The sequence below is a fragment of the Bradyrhizobium sp. genome (assembly GCF_036009065.1).
In the GTDB taxonomy this organism is placed as follows: Bacteria; Pseudomonadota; Alphaproteobacteria; order Rhizobiales; family Xanthobacteraceae; genus Bradyrhizobium.
Genome location: NZ_DASYMN010000033.1, coordinates 1 through 18,005, shown reverse-complemented (window position 1 = coordinate 18,005; position 18,005 = coordinate 1). Strand labels below are relative to the sequence as shown.

Genomic DNA, 18,005 nt, shown 5'->3' with positions numbered 1-18,005 from the left:
GCGGTCGCCTTCAATTCCTTGACGGTCGCCATCGGTTAAGTCCTTGTTCAGTAAAAGTTAAAGGCCGCTATGCGGCCCGTTTTCACGCCGCAGCAAGCCTCCAGGGGTGCGGGGGCCGCGGACGTGGCGGCGTTCTAGCCGCAACGGTGCGGAAATACAAGGAAATGCGGCGATTTTTCTGCGCTTCGCGCCGTACCCAAATAGCCCGGTGTGGGGCAATCCGTCATGCCTTCTTCAGTTTGCGCGCGCGGCGGAGGTCGGCATTGACTTGAGTCTGCCAGCCGGCACCGAGTGCCCGGTACGACTCCAGCACGTCCGCGTCGAGCCGCATCGTCACCACGCCCTTGGCTTTTTCGCCGAGCGGCGGCCGACCGCGGCGGATGATCCTGTCGCCTTCACTGATTTCGGCGCTATCCCAGACGCGGTCCAGCAATTCATCCGTTATTTCAGGTGCGTCGTCCGGGTCGACCCAAGGCTTACGTTTTGTCGAACCGCTTGATGAGCTTTTCTGCTTCCTTAGCATGGCAATACCTCATCGAGATGATGTGGCGATCCGCGCCGCTCGGTCCAGACCATGAGCACCATTCGCTCATTCAACCAACCGATGGTGAGCAGACGAACATCGCCGTAATCGGAACGATCGCTGACGAATGTCGCTTTACGGCCCGAACACCTTCTCCGCATCGGTCGCGAAATCGATCCCGCGCTCTCGCAGGGTGACGAGTCGTTTGGTCGAAGGTGACCTTCAACGAAATTAAATGTACATACATAATTCGTTGCGTCAACGATTATGTATGACGATAATTCGCGATCAAGATCGATGGATTCGCGAGTCAAGCTCGCGCATGACGCAAAACGTGCGCACTCATCCGTCAGTCTTCAGCAGGCGGCCACGGGGCGGCCGACACTCCCAGCTTTGCTTCCAGCGCCGCGATGCGCGCTTTCAGCGCCTCGTTTTCCTCGCGGGCGAGGCGCGCCATGTCTTTCACCGCTTCGAACTCCTCGCGCTTGACGATGTCGAGGTCGCGCAGGATTTTTTCGGCCTGGTTGCGCACCACGGTGTCGACCTCGCGCTTGACGCCCTGGGCGGCGCCGGCGGCGTCGTTCATCAGGCGGCCGATCTCGTCGAAAAACCGGTTGCTGGTCTGGGTCATGGCAAAAATCTCCGGCTGCGGGTCAGTCCTGACAATGGCGATCCCGACCGTTTTGTTCAAGCCTCGGCCCGGTTTCCTGGGGTGCAAGGACCGTCTTTCAGGCTGCGGTTTGCCCGCAATCGTGATAAGCGGGCCCCGCACGCGAGAAACACACACCGGAACAATAGCGCCATGATCGACCAGCAGATCGAGATTCCAACCACGGACGGCGAGACCACCACCTTCATCAGCCACCCCGAACGCGGCGGCCCGTTCCCCATCGTCATCTTCTACATGGACGCGCCGGCGATCCGCGAGGAACTGCGCGACATGGCGCGGCGGCTGGCGACGTCAGGCTATTACGTGATGCTGCCGAACATGTATTACCGCAAAGGCGTCATGGAACTTGGGCCGCTGCCGGCCGATCCGGAATCGCCGGAGCGCAAGCGGATGTTCGAGCTGATGCACTCGCTCAGCATTCCGCTTGTCATGGACGACACCAGGGCGCTGCTTGATTTCGCCGCGACCCAGCCTGCGGCAAGCAAGGGGCCGATCGGCACCGTAGGCTATTGCATGAGCGGGCAATACGCCATCAACGCCGCGACGCATTTTCCCGACCGCGTCAGGGCTGCGGCATCGATCTATGGCGTGGCGCTTGCAACCGACAAGCCGGACAGTCCGCACCTTGCCGGCACAAAGACCAAGGCCGAACTCTATTTCGGCTGCGCCGAGACCGACGTCTATGCGCCGATGGAAACGGTCGAGAAGGTGAAGCAGTCGATGAAGGCCGACGGCGCCAACGCCGAGGTCGAGATCTATCCCGGCACGCATCACGGTTTCGCGTTTCCGAAACGGCCGGTCTACCACAGGGACGCCGCCGAGCGTCATTGGGAACGGCTGCTCGCGCTGTATCGCCGCAACCTGTCGTCGTAAGCCAATTCTCGATGCCCTTGCTCGCCATCGCGTTTCCGGTGTTCGACCCCATCGCCATCGCCATTGGGCCGGTCGCGATCCGCTGGTATGCGCTGGCCTATATCGGCGGCATCGTGCTGGGCTGGGTCTATGCCCGCGCGCTGATCAAAAGCGAAAAACTATGGGGCGGGCCGGCGCCGATCACGCTGCCGCAGATGGACGACTTCATCCTCTGGGTGACGATCGGCATCATCCTCGGCGGCCGCACCGGCTATGTGCTATTCTACAACCTGCCGTTCTTCATCCAGCATCCCGCCGAGATCTTCGAGCTGTGGAAGGGCGGCATGTCGTTTCACGGCGGTTTTTTGGGCTGCGTCGCAGCCGTGATGCTGTTCTGCTGGAAAAACAACCTTTCAATTCTATCGCTGGGCGACATCACCACCGCGGTCGGGCCGATCGGGCTGTTGCTCGGGCGGCTCGCCAATTTCATCAACAGCGAATTGTGGGGCCGCCCGGCGGATTCCAGCGTGCCCTGGGCCATGGTGTTTCCCAATGGCGGACCGCTGCCGCGCCACCCCAGCCAGCTTTATGAAGCGGGGCTCGAAGGCATCGTGCTGTTTGTTATCCTGGCGCTGATGATCCGTGCAGGCGCCTTGAAGCGGCCCGGGCTGATCCTCGGCAGCTTTATCGCGATCTACGCGTTTGCGCGTATCGTCGGCGAATTCTTTCGCGAGCCCGACCCGCAGCTCGGATTTCTCTGGGGCGGATTGACCATGGGAATGCTGCTGTCGCTGCCGATGATCATTGCAGGGGGCATCCTCATTGTGCTGGCATGGCGCCGCGGACCGCGACCGCAAGCGATGAGCCAGGCAACGCCGTGACCGAAACTTCGAAGCTTGAGGCCGAACTGAAGCGACGGATCGCCTCGTCCGGCCCGATGCCGGTGTGGCGCTATATGGAATTGTGCCTGACGCATCCGAGATACGGCTATTACGTCTCGCGCGATCCGCTCGGGCGCGAGGGCGATTTCACCACAGCCCCTGAAGTCAGCCAGATGTTCGGCGAATTGCTCGGGCTGTGGGCGGCGTCGGTATGGCGGGCAATGGATTCGCCGCCGGAGCTGCGGCTGATCGAACTCGGCCCCGGCCGCGGCACCATGATGGCGGACGCACTGCGCGCGCTGCGCGTGCTGCCGCCGCTCTATCAGGCGCTGAGCATCCATCTGGTCGAAATCAATCCGGTGCTGCGCGAGAAGCAGAAAGCCACGTTGTCGGGCGTGCGCAACATCGCCTGGCACAATCACCTCGACGAGATACCGGCCGGACCCTCGGTCATGCTGGCCAACGAATATTTCGACGTGCTGCCGGTGCACCAGGTGGTGAAGCGCGAGACCGGCTGGCATGAGCGCACCGTCGAGATCGGCACCGACGGCGCGCTCGCCTTTGGCGCGTCGGCCGAGCCGATGCCGCGCTTCGAGGTGCTGCTGCCGCCGCTGGTGCGCGCGGCGCCGGTCGGCGCGGTATTCGAGTGGAGGCCCGACGCCGAGATCATGAAGATCGCCACGCGGGTTCGCGATCAGGGCGGCGCCGCGCTGATCATCGACTACGGCCATCTGCGCAGCGACGCCGGCGACACCTTTCAGGCCATCGCCCGCCACAGCTTCGCCGATCCCTTGAAAAATCCGGGTCAGGCCGACGTCACCGCACATGTCGATTTTCAGGCATTGGCGCGCGCCGCCGAGGATCTCGGCGCGCGGGTGCACGGGCCGGCGTCGCAGGGCGAATTCCTCAAACGCCTCGGCATCGAGCAGCGCGCCGCGACGCTGATGGCCAAGACCACGCCGGAGGTTTCCGAGGACATTGCGGGGGCGCTGAAGCGCCTGACCGAAGGCGGCCGCGGCGGCATGGGATCGATGTTCAAGGTGCTCGCGGTTTCCGATCCCGCGCTCGAGACGCTGGCGGGATTTTCCGACGGCGAGACGGCGACCCCATGACGCTGGGATCGCCCTTGCTCTCCGCCATTTCCGGCCTGCGCCACGGGTTCTTCACCCGCGACGGCGGGGTGTCCGAAGGCATCTACGAAAGCCTCAATGGGGGCATCGGCTCGCAGGACGAAGCATCCCGCGTGGCGGAAAACCGGCGGCGCATGGCGGCGCAGCTGGGCGTGGCGCCGACGCACCTTCTCACCGCGTTCCAGATTCATTCGGCCCATGCCGTGGCAGCCGCCGCGCCATGGGACGGCGCGTCTCGTCCGCGCGCCGACGCCATCGTGACGCGGACCGAAGGCCTCGCCATCGGCGTTACCGCGGCCGATTGCGGGCCCATACTGTTTGTCGATCCCCGCACCCGCGTGATCGGCGCAGCGCATGCCGGCTGGAAGGGCGCGCTGACCGGCGTTCTGGAATCGACGATCGATGCGATGGAAAAACTCGGCGCCGAGCGCGCTGGCATCGTCGCCGCGATCGGGCCGCTGATCCGCCAGCACAGCTATGAAGTCGGCGGGGAGTTCGTCGAACGGTTCATGCAGGCCGACGTGGACAATGCGGAATTTTTTATCCCATCGTCGCGCGAAAACCATGCGATGTTCGATCTCGCAGGCTTCATCCGAATGCGGCTGGAAAACGCCGGAGTGCTGATGATCGACGATACCGGCATCGACACCTATTCCGACGAGCGCTTCTACAGCTACCGCTGCTCGGTGCATCGCGGCGAGCCGGACTACGGACGGCACGTTCATGCGATTGTGCTGGAAGGCGAGTAGGGGCGACGGCGCTAATACTTTTCTCTCGTCATGGCCGGGCTTGTCCCGGCCATCCACATCTTCCTGCCTGGATTTTCAAGAAACACGTGAGTGCCCGGGACAAGCCCGGGCATGACGGCGTGGGACTGTGTTGCTCTCCTGCAATAGACCTTAACGCGTTTTAACGGTATCGCTCGACGTAACAGGGACGTCAAACGAAATGCTATTGCTCGACCGCATCGCGGGCTCCGCCGCGCGCGCTTTGCGCGCCGCGGCGCTGCTGGCGCTGCTGTGCGGGCTGGGTAGCGGCCTTGGCGGATGTGCCAGCGGCGGCGCCGCGGGCAATGCATTCGCGTCGGCCGGGGGCGGCGCCACCGTTACCTTCGAATCGATCGACGGTCCGCCGCCGCAGGTATTCGACCGCATGGTGGGCCTGCTCGACAGCGAATCCAAGCTGCGCAACGTCGCCATCGTATCGCGCGAGGGATCGGCGTCGTATCGCATCAGAAGCTATCTGGCGGCGCAGGTCAGCCGTGGCCGCACCACGATTGCCTGGGTGTGGGACGTCTACGACCGCGACCAGCAGCGGGCGCTGCGTCTTTCCGGCGAGGAGCCGGCCGGCAAGGCCGGACGCGACGCCTGGGCCGCCGCCGACGATGTAGTATTGCGGCGTATAGCTCAGGCCGGCCTGACCGGCCTTTCCGGCATGATCAACGGAACGGCGCTGCCGGACGCGCCGGCGGCGCCGCCGGCGCCGCGCGGCCGGGGACCCGCGGTTGCGGGGCTGCAGCCGCCTCAGCCTTCGGGTGTATTCAGCGTCAGCACGCTGAGCTACAGCGCCCGTTAACCATATGAATCGCGCTCCGGGTCCGGATTTTGCGCAGGAAAACCGCCTGCGGCGGGTTGCCGCTCCGGCCCCTGCTTGATATCACCTCGCTCGTCAAAACGCGCCAGTACCGTGGGTGTTCAATATGCTCAATGTTGCAACCACCGGGTTACGGGGGAAAGCGTCGATGTCGGCCAAGAACGGCTCGATCAAGCTGGTCGCCGGCAATTCCAACCCTGTGCTGGCGCAGGAAATCGCCGAAGGCCTCGACCTGCAGCTTGCCAAGGCCGTGGTCCGGCGTTTCGCCGACATGGAAATCTTCGTCGAAATCCAGGAAAACGTCCGCGGCTCCGACGCCTTCGTCATCCAGTCGACGTCGTTTCCCGCCAACGACAATTTGATGGAACTCTTGATCATCACCGATGCGCTGCGCCGCTCGTCGGCGCGCCGCATCACCGCGGTGATTCCCTATTTCGGCTATGCAAGGCAGGATCGCAAATCCGGCTCGCGCACGCCGATCTCCGCCAAGCTGGTGGCCAACCTGATCACCCGGGCCGGCGTCGACCGCGTCATGACGCTCGACCTGCACGCCGGGCAGATCCAGGGCTTCTTCGACATCCCGACCGATAACCTTTTCGCCTCGCCGGTGATGGTGCGCGACATCAAGGAGCGCTTCGACCTCGCCAATGTCATGGTGGTGTCGCCCGACGTCGGCGGTGTGGTGCGCGCGCGCGGACTTGCCAAGCGCATCAACACGCCGCTCGCCATCATCGACAAGCGCCGCGAACGCGCCGGTGAATCCGAAGTGATGAACGTGATCGGCGACGTCGCCGGATATACCTGCATCCTGGTCGACGACATCGTGGATTCCGGCGGCACGCTGGTGAACGCCGCCGACGCGCTGCTCGCCAACGGCGCCAAGGACGTCTACGCCTACATCACCCACGGCGTGCTCTCCGGCGGCGCCGCCGCGCGTATCGCCGGCTCCCGCTTGAAGGAACTGGTGATCACCGATTCGATCCAGCCCACCGACGCGGTCCGCGTCGCCACCAACATCCGCACGCTGTCGATCGCCTCGCTGATCGCCGAAGCGATCGGCCGCACCGCCGCGGAAGAGTCGGTGTCGAGCCTGTTCGACTGAGCCGTCGTCCCCCCCCCGAAGGCAGGGTAATCGCATGTGTGAATCGAAGCGTGAACAAAGGTGAATCGTTGGACGAACATATCGACCAAAACCGTCGGCGATTCCTTATTTGTTCATGCACATGCGATTCCCCTACCCCCGAAGGGGAGACCCATACGCCGTGTCGTTGCCTGTTATGTAGACAGTCGTTGCAACTTTTCCATAAACTACAAACGCCAGGGGTTATGGGTGCCCGCCTGCGCGGCGACGACCCGTTGAGAGATTGTGCCTCCGCTTACACGATCCCCGCGGCGACCTGGCCGCGCAGGCGCTCCAGGCTGAGCAGGGTGTTGGCGCAGGCTTCCGCGACCTCGATGCCCTTGACGACAAAATGCTTGCGGAAAAATTCTAGATGCACGGCGCTTTCGTGGAACTGCTGCGGCGTCAGCACCGCCGAGAAGATCGGCACTTCGGTCCGCAGTTGCACGTCCATCAAGGCCTTGATCACGGTGTCGGCGACGAACTCATGGCGATAGATGCCGCCGTCGACCACGAGGCCGGCGGCGACGATCGCGGTGTAGCGCCGGGTTTTTGCGAGAATCTGCGCATGCAGCGGGATCTCGAACGAGCCCGGCACTTCGAACAGATCGACATGGGCGCGCGCGATGCCGCGTGCCTCGATCTCGCTCAAGAATGCGATGCGGCATTCCTCCACCACTTCGCGATGCCAGGACGACTGGACGAATGCGACGCGTTGCGGCTTGGCGAATCGCCTGTATCCCGCTGCAGGCGGGGGACGATCGGTAGGCTGGGAGGTTTTTACTTCGGGAGCGTCTTGCAACATCTGATTCATGGCTTTCCTCTTTCAGGACCAGAATCAGGGCACACGGAACGACGCGCCGCGCAAAGATGCGGCTGTCGCGACCGTTCTCTTTCATCCGGACTTTAACCGTCGGCTTCGGAATCACACCGAATCTGCTGACCCTTCTCCTCAAGGGAAGAAGGCGCTCGCGGGCTTGGGCTTCTGAGCCCTTACCGCCGGTGGGGACTTTCACCCCGCCCTGAGAACATCGGCCGCCCGGTTGAGCGACCTCGGCTAACTATGCCGAAGCATCGGGTCGCCAGCAAGTGCCTTGGTTATGGGGAACCTGCATAGCCGCCATGACGGCAAGGCGAAGCTTAAGGGAAAAGCTCGCCCTGGTTGTGCAGAAAATTAACCATTGTGGCAAAAGCACCGTCCTGATTCCGTTTTGTTCCGCTGGTTAACGACGCGATCGACGCTTCGCCGCGATCAGTTGTGGACGGCGCGCGCATTGCCTGTGGACGGACTCCTCGTCCAGTTGCGCGGATTCCGCAAATCACATCACTTGAGCCACGCAAGCTCTGGCGTTGCCGGAATTGCACCCCGCAGCGGCGCGTCACCTCAAGCGCGTGTCGGCTAGCTCGCGTGCGTATCAACACATCAAAAGGCAAGGTCGAGACGGCATGTCCCTGCTCGAAGGCATCATCGATTCCCCGAACAATCCGCTTGCGGTGGTCGAGGACATCGCCGCCAGCAACAACTGGTCGTTCGAACGTTCCGGCGAGGACGAGGTCACCATCGTCTCCAAGGGCGACTGGACCGATTACCAGCTGTCGTTCACCTGGATGACCGAGATCGAGGCGCTGCATCTGGCCTGCGCCTTCGACATGAAGATTCCAGCCCCGCGCCGCACCGAGGTGCAGCGCCTGATCGCTTCCATCAACGAGCAATTGTGGGTCGGGCATTTCGATATCTGGACCCACACCGGCATGATCATGTACCGTCAGGCGCTGGTGCTGCCGGGCGGCCTGGCGGCTTCGACCGCGCAATGCGAGACCATGCTGGTCAGCGCCATCCACGCCTGCGAGCGCTATTATCCGGCGTTCCAGTTCGTGGTGTGGGCCGGCAAATCCGCGGCCGAAGCGATGAGTGCGGCAATGTTCGACACCGAGGGCGAGGCGTAATTTTCCTTGGCGACGCGCTTCGCAACAAATTTAGCGTCCTCCCCGCGAAGGCGAGGACCCATACGCCGTCGCCGATGTTGTTGCACGGCGCTTGTTGCAACCCCTCCTATGAAATAGAAATGCCAGGGGTTATGGGTCCCGGCCTGCGCGGGGACGACGCGGTATGTGTTTCGGATGACGTCACCAACAAGCACGCTAGCTAATATCGAAGGCACGATCGTGCTCGCCGGCGCGGGCAAGATGGGCGGCGCGATGCTATCGGGCTGGCTGGCGCAGGGGCTCGATTTAAACCGCGTCGTGGTGATCGAGCCTTATCCCTCCGGCGAAATCGACGCGCTCGCCGCGCGCGGCGTGCGGCTCAATCCCGCGGCAAAGAACATCGGCGACGTCGCGGCAGTGGTGATCGCGCTGAAGCCGCAGATGTTTCGCGAGGCCGGTCCTGGCCTGAAGCCGTTCGTGCGATCCTCCACGCTTGTGGTTTCGATCATGGCCGGCATGACCATCGCGTCGATCGACGAGGTCTGCGGCGGCAACGTCGTGCGCGCGATGCCCAACACGCCCGCCGCGATCGGCCGCGGCATCACCGTCGCGGTGGCGGCCGATAACGTCAGCGCCGCACAGCGCGCGGCCGCCGATGCCTTGCTGCGCGCCATCGGCTCGGTGGAATGGATCGGCGACGAGGCGCTGATGGACGCGGTCACCGCGGTCTCCGGTTCGGGGCCGGCTTACGTGTTCCTGCTCGCGGAAGAATTGGCGCGCGCCGGCATCGAAGCCGGGCTGCCGCCGGATCTGGCGAGCAAGCTGGCGCGCGAAACCGTCGCCGGCTCCGGTGAACTGCTGCATCGCTCGGAGCTCGCGTCGGCGATGCTGCGCCAGAACGTGACCTCGCCCGGCGGCACCACCGCGGCGGCGCTCGAAGTGTTGATGGGACCGGACGGCATGCAGGCGCTGCTGACCCGCGCCGTCGCGGCGGCGACGCAGCGGTCAAAGGAATTGGCGAAGTAGCTTTCCCGCACATCGTCATCCTGAGGTGCTCGCCCTCTTGGGCGAGCCTCGAAGGATGTGGCCACAGGCACAAGCGGTCGATCCTTCGGGACGCCGCGCAAGTGCGCGGCTCCTCAGGATGACGGTGATGCGTGTGACGAGTAGCTACACCGGCACCCTTACCGTGGCCCGCAACCCGCTCATCGGGCTGTCGCCGAGGGTGATGTCGCCGCCGTGCGAGCGCGCGATGTCGCGGGCGATGGCGAGGCCGAGGCCGGTGCCGCCCTCGTCCTGGTTGCGGGCATCGTCGAGCCGCAGGAACGGCTTGAACACTTCCTCGCGCATGTCGTGCGGAATGCCCGGCCCGTCATCGTCCACCGTCACCGTGAGGTAGCGATGGTCGCGATGGCCGGTGATCGCGATCGCATCGGCGTGCCGCGCCGCGTTCGACACCAGATTGGCGAGACAGCGCTTGAACGAAGCCGGCTTTACCGTCACCACGGGCAGCCCGTGGAACACCACGGTCGCGGCGTGGCCGTGACGCTCGGCATCGCTGCGCAGTTCTTCCAGCGCCAGCGCCATGTCGGTCGGCTGCGCCTGCTCCCCGCTGTCGCCGCGCGCGAACGCCAGATACGCTTCCAGCATGCCGGCCATCTCGTCGACATCCCGGCGCATGCCGTCGACTTCGGGACTGTCGCCGATCAAGGCCAGTTCGAGCTTGAAGCGGGTCAGGATGGTGCGCAGGTCGTGCGATACGCCGGCCAGCATCGCGGTGCGCTGCTCGATCGAGCGCTCGATGCGCGATTTCATCTCCAGGAACGACGCCGCCGCGCGCCGCACCTCGCGGGCGCCGCGGGGCCGGAAGTCCGGAACTTCACGGCCCTTGCCAAAACTTTCCGCGGCGTCGGCGAGCCGCAGGATCGGCTTGATCTGGTTGCGCAGAAACAGCACCGCGACGATCAGCAGGATCGATGAGGTGCCCAGCATCCAGAAAATGAAAATCTCCGAATTCGACGCATAGGCGGCGCTGCGCTGGGCGAAAATCCGCATCACCGCATCGTCAAGCTGGATCCGGATTTCCACGAGGTTGGAGCGGCCGACCGTGTCGATCCAGAAAGGCCTGCCGATCTGCCGGCCGAGTTGCACCGACAGCGTCTGATCGAGCAGCGAGAAAAACGGTTTTGGACCCGGCGGCGGCATGTCGCCGACCGGGAGGAAATCCACCACCAGTCCAAGCCGCTGCTGCGCGATCCTGCGCAGCTGGGCGCGGTCCTTGTCCTGCGGAAAACCCTTGTAGACATCGATCAGCGCCGCGACGTCCTGCACCACCGCCGCCGACAGCCGCCGCGTCACCGTGTTCCAGTGCCGCTCCATGAACACGAAGGCGACCACCGATTGCAGGATCACCATCGGCACGATCATGATCAGCAGCGCACGGGCATAGAGTCCGGTGGGCATCCAGCTCTTGAACGCGTTGCCCATCCGGCCATTGACCGCCGAGACGCGCCCGGCGGCGGTGCGGATCAGCGTTAGGCCGGTGTCCAGCGTGCTCATGCCATCAGCCTCACGGCGACGCCACCAGGCGATAGCCGATGCCGCGCACCGCCTGCAGGAACAGCGGATTGGCGGGATCGCGCTCGATCTTGCGCCGCAGCCGGTTGATCTGCACGTCGACCGCGCGCTCGTTGACGGTGCCGCCGCCGGTGAGCGCGCTACGCGGCACCGTGTCGCCGCGCGTCAGCGCGAGAATGCGCAGCATCTCGCGTTCGCGATCGGTGAGATGCACGGTTTCCTCGCCGCGGCGCAATTCGCCGCGGTCGAGATGATAGACATAGGGTCCGAATGCGATCTGCTCCAGCGTCTCCACCGGCGGCGGCGCCGCGCGTTTGAGGATATTGCCGATCCTGAGCACCAGTTCGCGCGGTTCGAACGGCTTGGCGACGTAATCGTCGGCGCCGATCTGCAGGCCCTCGATGCGAGCATCGGCTTCGTCCCGCGCCGTCAACATGATGATCGGCACCGTCGAGGCCGAGCGGATGAAGCGGGCGAGATCGAAACCGGTCTCCCCGGGCATCATCACGTCGAGGATCAACAGGTCGAAGTGCAGGCCGAGCAGTTTTGCGCGGGCATCGCCGGCGCTCATCGCGGTGGTGACGCGATAGCCTTCGCCGGCCAGAAAGCGCGACAGCAGATCGCGGATGCGGCGGTCGTCATCGACCAGCAGCAGATGCGGGGCATCGTCGGCCGGTTGCGGCGGCGTTCGTGCGATTGTCGCAGTCTGGGGCACGATCATTCCTTCGCGGTTGCGCTGCCGGTTCCGAATATCGCTTCCAGCACCTTGTCGGGATCGTCACGATCGATCATCCCGCGCAGGAACTGCCGCACCGTTTCCGCACCGGCGGAATCTAGCTCGCCCATCGCGCTGTTAATGCGATCGGTCTGGAGCCCGGCGAGCTTGGCTACCAGCGCCTCGCCCTTTGCGGTGGCGAAAAGAAGGCGTTCGCGGCGGTCCTTGGCGCCGGCCTTCTGGACAATATACCCCTCATCGAGCAATTGCTTTAGAACCCGTCCCAGCGACTGTTTTGTGATGCGCAGCACGTCGAGCAGGTCCGCCACCTTCAGCCCGGGATAACGGTGGACGAAATGAAGGACGCGGTGATGCGCCCGCCCAAACCCGAAATCCTCCAGCACATGGTCGGCATCGCCGACAAAATCCCGATAGGCGAAGAACAACAGCTCGATGATATCCCAGCGCAAAGCAGCCGAACGGGCGCCGGGAGAGACTTCCGCTTCCCGCTCTACCGCTCGCATCGAAAACTTTACGTCAGGCATATTGACATATCTTGGGTTCAATATTACAAAACGAGCCATCGTGGCGAAATATTAGAACTTTCGTCACGGCCGGACCGAAAGGTCCGATTTGAGAAGCATACTAGACTTCCCTCTTCCGCCAAAGCCTGTCCTGCTTGACGGGAAACCGGTTTTGCGGGCGGTCCAGACCTGACATAAACCAGCCAGCGCCGCCGCAAAGCCGCGGCGAGGGCAATCCGGGAGATAGGTCCATGGGAGTTTCGTTCGACAAAATCGATGCTGCGATTTGGACGAAATTCGAAATCCAGCCAGCGCCGAATCCGACGTCCGAGAAGGAGCGCGCGGCCAGGCTCGTGGACCCCGGCTTCGGCCGGATTTTCACCGATCACATGGCGATCGTCCGCTACAGTCAAGCGAAGGGCTGGCATGACGCGCGGGTGGAATCCCGGGCGAATTTCCCGCTCGATCCCGCCCTGGCTGTCCTGCACTACGCGCAGGAGATTTTCGAAGGCCTCAAGGCCTACAAGCGCGACGACGGCGGCGTGAACCTGTTCCGCCCCGACGCCAATGCCCGGCGTTTCCGGAATTCGGCCGATCGCATGGCCATGGCCCCCCTGCCCGAGCCGGTGTTCATCGAAGCGGTCGAGCAGCTCGTGCGCATCGACCGCGCCTGGATCCCCGGCGGCGAGGGCAGTCTCTATCTGCGGCCCTTCATGATCGCGAGCGAGGTCTTCCTCGGCGTCAAGCCTTCCGCCGAATACATCTTCGCCGTCATCGCCTCGCCGGTCGGCTCCTATTTCAAGGGCGGACCTGCGCCGGTGTCGATCTGGGTGTCGGAGAACTACACGCGCGCCGCAATCGGCGGCACCGGCGCCGTCAAATGCGGCGGGAATTACGCCGCGAGCCTGCGCGCGCAGGCCGAGGCCATCGATCACGGCTGCGATCAGGTGGTTTTCCTCGATGCGGTCGAGCGCCGCTACGTCGAGGAGCTCGGCGGCATGAACATCTTCTTCGTGTTCGACGACGGCTCGCTGCTGACGCCGCCGCTCGGTACGATCCTGCCCGGCATCACCCGCGATTCCATCATCGCGCTCGCCAAGGATTCCGGCACGCTGGTGCGCGAGCAGCTCTACACCATCGATCAGTGGCGCAACGATGCCGCCAGCGGAAAACTGAAAGAGGCCTTCGCCTGCGGCACGGCGGCCGTCATCTCGCCGATCGGCAAGGTGTGTTCCGCGAGCGGCGATTTTCTCATCAGCGGCGGCACGGCCGGCCCGGTCGCGATGGGGCTGCGCAAGAAGCTGATCGACATCCAGTACGGACGCGCGGCCGATCCGCACGACTGGATCAGAAAGGTGCTGTGAGGGGCGACAGGCGCAGACATCGTAGGGCGGATTAGCGAAGCGTAATCCGCCGCGGTCTCGCGCACGGCACGGCGGATTACGCTGCGCTAATCCGCCCTACAAATCCTTTGCCCCGATCCAGAACACCTCGCCTTCGGACTCTTGCGTGTCGAGCCAGAGCAGCGGCAATTGCGGAAACTCGGCTTCAAGCAATTCGCGGCCGCGGCCGATTTCGCACAATAGCCCGCCTTGCGGCGTGAGGTGCCTGCCGGCCTCAGTCAAGATGCGCCTCACGATATCCAGCCCATCGGCGCCGCCATCGAACGCCAGTTTCGGTTCGAACCGGCATTCGCGCGGCAGGCCGGCCATGCCTTCGGCGTCGACATAGGGCGGGTTGCTGATGATCAGGTCATATCGCTTGCCGCCGAGCGGCTTGAACAGATCGCCTTCATGCAATGAGATGCGATGCCCGATCCCATAATCGGTCACGTTGCGCGCGGCGACGTCGAGCGCGTCCTTTGAAATATCCACCGCATCGACTTTCGCGTGGGGAAATGCGCGCGCAGCCAGAATCGCGAGGCAGCCCGAGCCGGTGCAGAGATCGAGCACGCCTTCAACCGCCGCGGGGTCATCGATCAGCGAACCACCCTCACTGAAATGCGAATCCAGCAGTTCTCCGATGAAGGAGCGCGGCACAATCACGCGCTCGTCGACATAGAAAGGCAAGCCGAGCATGTAGGCTTTGTTGACGAGATAGGCGGCAGGCTTGCGGGTCGCGACACGGCTCTCGATGAGCTCAAGAATTTTCCTGGTCTCAGCTTCGGTGGTCCGTACCGTTGCAAACATTTCGAACTGGTCGGGATGCAGATGCAGCGCTTCACAGACCAGAAAGGCGGCTTCCGCCAATACATCGTCAGTGCCATGCGCAAATACGAGCTCGGCCTCGATAAAGCGGCTCGTCGCATAGCGCAAGAAATCGAGCAGCGTCCAGCGCTCAAATGGCTTGGGCTTTGCAGGTTTTGGCGTGGCAGGGCGCCGCTTCGCCGGCGCTTTGGCGCGTTTGGTCATCAGGACTTGGTCCAGCGCTCGGCCGCGGCATCATCGTGCTCGCGGGCATCGACCCAGCCTGTCCCCGTTGCACCCTCCTCGCGCTTCCAGAACGGCGCGTGGGCTTTCAGATAATCCATCAAAAACTCGGCCGCCTCGAAAGCGGCGTGCCGGTGCGCCGACGAGGTCACCACCAGCACGATGTTTTCGCCGGGCGCGATGCGGCCGACGCGGTGAATGACGGTCAGGCCGGTGAGCGGCCAGCGCGACGCCGCCGTCTCGGCATGCCGCGCGATTTCCGCTTCCGCCATGCCCGGATAATGTTCCAGCGTCAGCGCGGCGATAGTGTCGCCGCCCTCGGCGCCGCGGCAGATTCCGCTGAACGTCACCACCGCGCCGATATCGGTGCGGCCTTTGGTCAGCGCTGCGATTTCCTGCGCGATGTCGAAATCGGCTTGCTGGATGCGGATGGTGACGGGGACGGTCATCGGCGCATAATGAACTTAGGTTGAAGCAGCTCCTTCTCACCTCTCCCCGGAGGGGAGAGGTCGAAGCCGGAGCCCAGCGCAGGCTTCGGGTGAGGGGGGTCTCCACACAGGCCGGATTCGCGGAAAGTCCCCTCACCCGCCGCGCATCTGACGATGCGCGTCGACCTCTCCTCCGCGGGGAGAGGTGAAGAAGCGTTCGCGCCGCGCTCCAACATGAACTTAGCCGCCGGTCATCGGCGGAAAGAATGCGATCTCGCGTGCACCTGCGATCACTGTGTCCGGCCGGACGTGGGTGTGATCGATGGCGGCGCGGATCACCCGCGGCGTTTCGAACGCGTGGGCGTAGTCCTCGCCGCGCTGCGCAAGCCAGCCCATCAGCTCGCCGACGGTGCGGACATCGGCCGGCGGCTCGACCGTCTCCTCGGCCTTGCCGACGCGCTCGCGCACCCAGGCGAAATACTTGACTTTCATCCCTCGTCCTCCTCGATGAGGTGATGGATGCCGGCGCGGAAGTAATCCCAGCCGGTGTAGATGGTGAAGATCGCCGAAATCCACAGCAGCAGCAGCCCGATCTGGGTCACGACCGGCACGACCTGATCGCCGGCCTCGCCCGCGAGCAGAAAGCCGATCGCGACAAGCTGAACCGTGGTCTTCCATTTCGCAAGCTTGGTCACGGGCACGCTGACCCGAAGCGCCGCAAGATATTCGCGCAGGCCCGACACCAGAATCTCGCGGCATAGAATCACGATGGCGGCCCACAGCGTCCAGCCGTGAATGATTCCGTCCGCAGCCAGCATCAGCAGGCAGGATGCCACCAACAGCTTGTCGGCGATGGGGTCGAGCATGCGCCCGAACGCCGAATGCTGGTCCCAGATTCGCGCATAGTAGCCATCGAGAAAATCCGTAACACCGGCGGCGATGAAGACCGCCAATGCCACCCAGCGCAGCCACAGCGGCCCGTCCATGATGGCCTGCACATAGATACAGCCCACCACCACCGGGATCGCGGCGATCCTGGCGTAAGTGAGGATATTTGGCAGCGAGAACGAGTGCCGCGCCGCTCTGGTGGTGACAACATTCATCCGTCTTACCAATACCGCCGCAGCGCCGAGGTCAACACCGCGCCGCCGTGATCCCGTGGCAGACGCTGCAATATGCCGCAGAATTCATCGCTATCCCGGCTGCGCGTGGAAAAACTCGAAAATCTTGCGCGCGCTTTCGGCGCTGACGCCCGGAACCTTGCCGAGGTCGGCGATCGAGGCGCGCTCGATTTCCTTCAAGGTTCCGAAGTGATGCAGTAAAGCACGTTTGCGTGACGGCCCGATGCCAGGAATTTCCTGCAGGCCCGCCTCGCGGATGTCCTTCTTGCGCAGCTTGCGGTGCGAGCCGATCACAAAGCGATGCGCCTCGTCGCGCAGCCGTTGGATGAAATACAGCACGGGGTCGCGCGGTTCCAGCTTTATGGGCTCGCGGCCGGGAATGAACAGCGTCTCGCGCCCCGCGTCGCGGTCCGGCCCCTTGGCCACCGCCAGCAGCAACACCTGGGTCAGCCCAAAACCGTCGAAAATTTCCTTCACCGCGTTGAGCTGGCCACGGCCGCCGTCGATGATCACGAGGTCGGGCCATTGCGGAAACGAATCGTCGTCTTTGCGTCTTGCCGCTTCGCCTTCGGCCGGCGGCGTCAGCAGCCGCTTGAAGCGCCGCTGCAAGACTTCGCGCATCATGGCGTAATCGTCGCCGGGCGTCAGCCCCTCTGACTTGATGTTGAACTTGCGATACTGGTTCTTGATAAAACCATCCGGCCCGGCGACGATCATGGCGCCGACCGCATTGGTGCCCTGGATGTGGCTGTTGTCGTAAACCTCGATACGCTTCGGCACATGCGGCAGGCTCAATGTCGTGACCAGCCCCTGCAGTAGCCGCGTTTGCGTCGCGGTGTCGGCGAGCTTGCGCCCCAGCGCCTCGCGCGCATTGGTCAGCGCATGTGCGATCATTTCCTTCTTCTCGCCGCGCCGTGGCGTGTTGACCTCGACCTTGAAGCCGGCCTTGATCGAGAGCGCGCTGGCCAGCAGTTCGCATTCCTCGATGTCGTGCGAGAGCAGGATCAGTTTCGGCGGCGGCTTGTCATCGTAGAACTGCGCGAGGAACGAACTCAAGACCTCTTCGGCCGTGAAGGATTTTTCCGCGCGCGGAAAATAGGCGCGGTTGCCCCAGTTTTGGCCGGTGCGGAAGAAGAACACCTCGACGCAGGAATAGCCGCCCTCCTGATGGATGGCGAACACGTCGGCCTCCTCCACGGTGCGTGGATTGATGCCCTGCTGCGACTGGATCGCCGACAACGCCGCGAGGCGGTCGCGGTACAGCGCGGCGCTCTCGAACTCCAGCTCCACTGAGGCCTTCTCCATTTCGCCGGCGAGTTGCTGTTTGACCAGCCGGCTGCGGCCGGACAGAAACTCCGTCGCCTCACGCACCAGGTCGGTATAGCCGGGGAAATCGATCTCGCCGGTGCACGGCCCCGCGCAGCGCCGGATCTGATACAGCAGGCACGGCCGGGTGCGGCTTTCGAAGAACGAATCGGTGCAGGAGCGCACCAGGAACGCGCGCTGCAGCGCCGTG

The 18,005-nt window shown here is 63.9% G+C and carries 20 protein-coding genes and 1 riboswitch; of the genes, 9 read left to right on the top strand and 11 right to left on the bottom strand.

Annotation, left to right across the window (positions count from 1 at the left end; genetic code table 11):
- Positions 1 to 223: 223 nt before the first annotated feature.
- Positions 224 to 523, bottom strand: a complete 300-nt coding sequence (locus VGP39_RS02490; RefSeq protein ID WP_327566526.1) for a BrnA antitoxin family protein — start codon at positions 521 to 523, stop codon at positions 224 to 226.
- Positions 524 to 872: 349 nt separating this feature from the next.
- A complete protein-coding gene (locus VGP39_RS02485) occupies positions 873 to 1,154 on the bottom strand; it encodes an accessory factor UbiK family protein (protein WP_327566529.1) in 282 nt (93 codons plus the stop codon).
- A gap of 171 nt (positions 1,155 to 1,325) precedes the next feature.
- On the opposite strand from VGP39_RS02485, the gene VGP39_RS02480 reads away from it, so the two are divergent.
- The 6 genes from VGP39_RS02480 to VGP39_RS02455 all read left to right on the top strand — a co-directional run bounded on the left by VGP39_RS02480 (position 1,326) and on the right by VGP39_RS02455 (position 6,751).
- A complete protein-coding gene (locus VGP39_RS02480) occupies positions 1,326 to 2,066 on the top strand; it encodes a dienelactone hydrolase family protein (protein ID WP_327566525.1) in 741 nt (246 codons plus the stop codon).
- 11 nt (positions 2,067 to 2,077) lie between these two features.
- Positions 2,078 to 2,926, top strand: coding sequence for a prolipoprotein diacylglyceryl transferase (gene lgt, locus VGP39_RS02475; RefSeq protein ID WP_327566524.1), 849 nt, complete (start codon positions 2,078 to 2,080; stop codon positions 2,924 to 2,926).
- 56 nt (positions 2,927 to 2,982) lie between these two features.
- Entirely contained in the window at positions 2,983 to 4,038 is a 1,056-nt protein-coding gene (locus VGP39_RS02470) for a class I SAM-dependent methyltransferase (protein ID WP_327566528.1), read from the top strand.
- On the top strand, positions 4,035 to 4,805 hold the full coding sequence (gene pgeF / locus VGP39_RS02465; RefSeq protein WP_327566523.1) for a peptidoglycan editing factor PgeF: 771 nt from the start codon (positions 4,035 to 4,037) through the stop codon (positions 4,803 to 4,805). Before VGP39_RS02470 ends, pgeF begins: the two co-directional genes overlap by 4 nt.
- Positions 4,806 to 5,004: 199 nt before the next feature.
- Positions 5,005 to 5,631 carry a hypothetical protein gene (locus VGP39_RS02460; protein WP_327566522.1) on the top strand — a complete coding sequence of 209 codons (627 nt, stop codon included), beginning with the start codon at positions 5,005 to 5,007 and terminating at the stop codon, positions 5,629 to 5,631.
- A gap of 166 nt (positions 5,632 to 5,797) precedes the next feature.
- A complete protein-coding gene (locus VGP39_RS02455) occupies positions 5,798 to 6,751 on the top strand; it encodes a ribose-phosphate pyrophosphokinase (RefSeq protein WP_327566521.1) in 954 nt (317 codons plus the stop codon).
- A 274-nt stretch (positions 6,752 to 7,025) separates the two neighbouring features.
- Here the strand turns inward: VGP39_RS02455 and VGP39_RS02450 are convergent, their stop codons facing one another.
- Entirely contained in the window at positions 7,026 to 7,583 is a 558-nt protein-coding gene (locus VGP39_RS02450) for a 6,7-dimethyl-8-ribityllumazine synthase (protein ID WP_327566520.1), read from the bottom strand.
- A gap of 69 nt (positions 7,584 to 7,652) precedes the next feature.
- Positions 7,653 to 7,803: riboswitch (FMN riboswitch) on the bottom strand.
- A gap of 412 nt (positions 7,804 to 8,215) precedes the next feature.
- Between VGP39_RS02450 and VGP39_RS02445 the strand changes: the two genes are divergently transcribed.
- Positions 8,216 to 8,716: a YbjN domain-containing protein gene (locus tag VGP39_RS02445; RefSeq protein ID WP_327566519.1), complete on the top strand. Its 501-nt coding sequence runs from the start codon at positions 8,216 to 8,218 to the stop codon at positions 8,714 to 8,716.
- Positions 8,717 to 8,890: 174 nt separating this feature from the next.
- Positions 8,891 to 9,721: a pyrroline-5-carboxylate reductase gene (gene proC / locus VGP39_RS02440; RefSeq protein ID WP_327566518.1), complete on the top strand. Its 831-nt coding sequence runs from the start codon at positions 8,891 to 8,893 to the stop codon at positions 9,719 to 9,721.
- 144 nt (positions 9,722 to 9,865) lie between these two features.
- Here proC and VGP39_RS02435 read toward each other — a convergent pair whose 3' ends face one another.
- The 3 genes from VGP39_RS02435 to VGP39_RS02425 are packed head-to-tail and all read right to left on the bottom strand — an operon-like array spanning position 9,866 to position 12,511.
- Positions 9,866 to 11,254, bottom strand: coding sequence for an ATP-binding protein (locus tag VGP39_RS02435; RefSeq protein ID WP_327566517.1), 1,389 nt, complete (start codon positions 11,252 to 11,254; stop codon positions 9,866 to 9,868).
- Positions 11,255 to 11,264: 10 nt separating this feature from the next.
- Positions 11,265 to 11,993, bottom strand: coding sequence for a response regulator transcription factor (locus VGP39_RS02430; RefSeq protein WP_327566516.1), 729 nt, complete (start codon positions 11,991 to 11,993; stop codon positions 11,265 to 11,267).
- The gene (locus tag VGP39_RS02425) at positions 11,990 to 12,511 is read right to left on the bottom strand and encodes a MarR family winged helix-turn-helix transcriptional regulator (protein WP_327566527.1); all 522 of its coding nucleotides are present in this window, start codon (positions 12,509 to 12,511) and stop codon (positions 11,990 to 11,992) included. Before VGP39_RS02425 ends, VGP39_RS02430 begins: the two co-directional genes overlap by 4 nt.
- A 251-nt stretch (positions 12,512 to 12,762) precedes the next feature.
- Between VGP39_RS02425 and VGP39_RS02420 the strand changes: the two genes are divergently transcribed.
- On the top strand, positions 12,763 to 13,875 hold the full coding sequence (locus VGP39_RS02420) for a branched-chain amino acid aminotransferase (RefSeq protein WP_327566515.1): 1,113 nt from the start codon (positions 12,763 to 12,765) through the stop codon (positions 13,873 to 13,875).
- Between the two features lie 96 nt (positions 13,876 to 13,971).
- Here the strand turns inward: VGP39_RS02420 and prmB are convergent, their stop codons facing one another.
- From prmB to uvrC, 5 genes are all read right to left on the bottom strand, one after another.
- On the bottom strand, positions 13,972 to 14,922 hold the full coding sequence (gene prmB, locus VGP39_RS02415) for a 50S ribosomal protein L3 N(5)-glutamine methyltransferase (protein ID WP_327566514.1): 951 nt from the start codon (positions 14,920 to 14,922) through the stop codon (positions 13,972 to 13,974).
- Positions 14,922 to 15,389 carry a molybdenum cofactor biosynthesis protein MoaE gene (locus tag VGP39_RS02410; protein ID WP_327566513.1) on the bottom strand — a complete coding sequence of 156 codons (468 nt, stop codon included), beginning with the start codon at positions 15,387 to 15,389 and terminating at the stop codon, positions 14,922 to 14,924. Before VGP39_RS02410 ends, prmB begins: the two co-directional genes overlap by 1 nt.
- A 219-nt stretch (positions 15,390 to 15,608) precedes the next feature.
- Positions 15,609 to 15,860, bottom strand: coding sequence for a molybdopterin converting factor subunit 1 (gene moaD, locus VGP39_RS02405; protein WP_327566512.1), 252 nt, complete (start codon positions 15,858 to 15,860; stop codon positions 15,609 to 15,611).
- Positions 15,857 to 16,471 carry a CDP-diacylglycerol--glycerol-3-phosphate 3-phosphatidyltransferase gene (gene pgsA / locus VGP39_RS02400; protein ID WP_327566511.1) on the bottom strand — a complete coding sequence of 205 codons (615 nt, stop codon included), beginning with the start codon at positions 16,469 to 16,471 and terminating at the stop codon, positions 15,857 to 15,859. The genes moaD and pgsA overlap by 4 nt, the downstream gene beginning before the upstream one ends.
- 90 nt (positions 16,472 to 16,561) lie before the next feature.
- On the bottom strand, positions 16,562 to 18,005 hold a 1,444-nt coding region (gene uvrC, locus VGP39_RS02395; RefSeq protein ID WP_327566510.1), incomplete at its 5' end, for an excinuclease ABC subunit UvrC.

Excerpts from the sequence above, each read along its gene's own strand:
- VGP39_RS02490 (WP_327566526.1), bottom strand. The coding sequence starts at position 523 with ATGCTAAGGAAGCAGAAAAGCTCATCAAGCGGTTCGACAAAACGTAAG.
- VGP39_RS02485 (WP_327566529.1), bottom strand. The coding sequence starts at position 1,154 with ATGACCCAGACCAGCAACCGGTTTTTCGACGAGATCGGCCGCCTGATG.
- VGP39_RS02480 (WP_327566525.1), top strand. The coding sequence starts at position 1,326 with ATGATCGACCAGCAGATCGAGATTCCAACCACGGACGGCGAGACCACC.
- lgt (WP_327566524.1), top strand. The coding sequence starts at position 2,078 with ATGCCCTTGCTCGCCATCGCGTTTCCGGTGTTCGACCCCATCGCCATC.
- VGP39_RS02470 (WP_327566528.1), top strand. The coding sequence starts at position 2,983 with ATGCCGGTGTGGCGCTATATGGAATTGTGCCTGACGCATCCGAGATAC.
- pgeF (WP_327566523.1), top strand. The coding sequence starts at position 4,035 with ATGACGCTGGGATCGCCCTTGCTCTCCGCCATTTCCGGCCTGCGCCAC.
- VGP39_RS02460 (WP_327566522.1), top strand. The coding sequence starts at position 5,005 with ATGCTATTGCTCGACCGCATCGCGGGCTCCGCCGCGCGCGCTTTGCGC.
- VGP39_RS02455 (WP_327566521.1), top strand. The coding sequence starts at position 5,798 with ATGTCGGCCAAGAACGGCTCGATCAAGCTGGTCGCCGGCAATTCCAAC.
- VGP39_RS02450 (WP_327566520.1), bottom strand. The coding sequence starts at position 7,583 with ATGAATCAGATGTTGCAAGACGCTCCCGAAGTAAAAACCTCCCAGCCT.
- VGP39_RS02445 (WP_327566519.1), top strand. The coding sequence starts at position 8,216 with ATGTCCCTGCTCGAAGGCATCATCGATTCCCCGAACAATCCGCTTGCG.
- proC (WP_327566518.1), top strand. The coding sequence starts at position 8,891 with ATGACGTCACCAACAAGCACGCTAGCTAATATCGAAGGCACGATCGTG.
- VGP39_RS02435 (WP_327566517.1), bottom strand. The coding sequence starts at position 11,254 with ATGAGCACGCTGGACACCGGCCTAACGCTGATCCGCACCGCCGCCGGG.
- VGP39_RS02430 (WP_327566516.1), bottom strand. The coding sequence starts at position 11,993 with ATGATCGTGCCCCAGACTGCGACAATCGCACGAACGCCGCCGCAACCG.
- VGP39_RS02425 (WP_327566527.1), bottom strand. The coding sequence starts at position 12,511 with ATGCGAGCGGTAGAGCGGGAAGCGGAAGTCTCTCCCGGCGCCCGTTCG.
- VGP39_RS02420 (WP_327566515.1), top strand. The coding sequence starts at position 12,763 with ATGGGAGTTTCGTTCGACAAAATCGATGCTGCGATTTGGACGAAATTC.
- prmB (WP_327566514.1), bottom strand. The coding sequence starts at position 14,922 with ATGACCAAACGCGCCAAAGCGCCGGCGAAGCGGCGCCCTGCCACGCCA.
- VGP39_RS02410 (WP_327566513.1), bottom strand. The coding sequence starts at position 15,389 with ATGACCGTCCCCGTCACCATCCGCATCCAGCAAGCCGATTTCGACATC.
- moaD (WP_327566512.1), bottom strand. The coding sequence starts at position 15,860 with ATGAAAGTCAAGTATTTCGCCTGGGTGCGCGAGCGCGTCGGCAAGGCC.
- pgsA (WP_327566511.1), bottom strand. The coding sequence starts at position 16,471 with ATGAATGTTGTCACCACCAGAGCGGCGCGGCACTCGTTCTCGCTGCCA.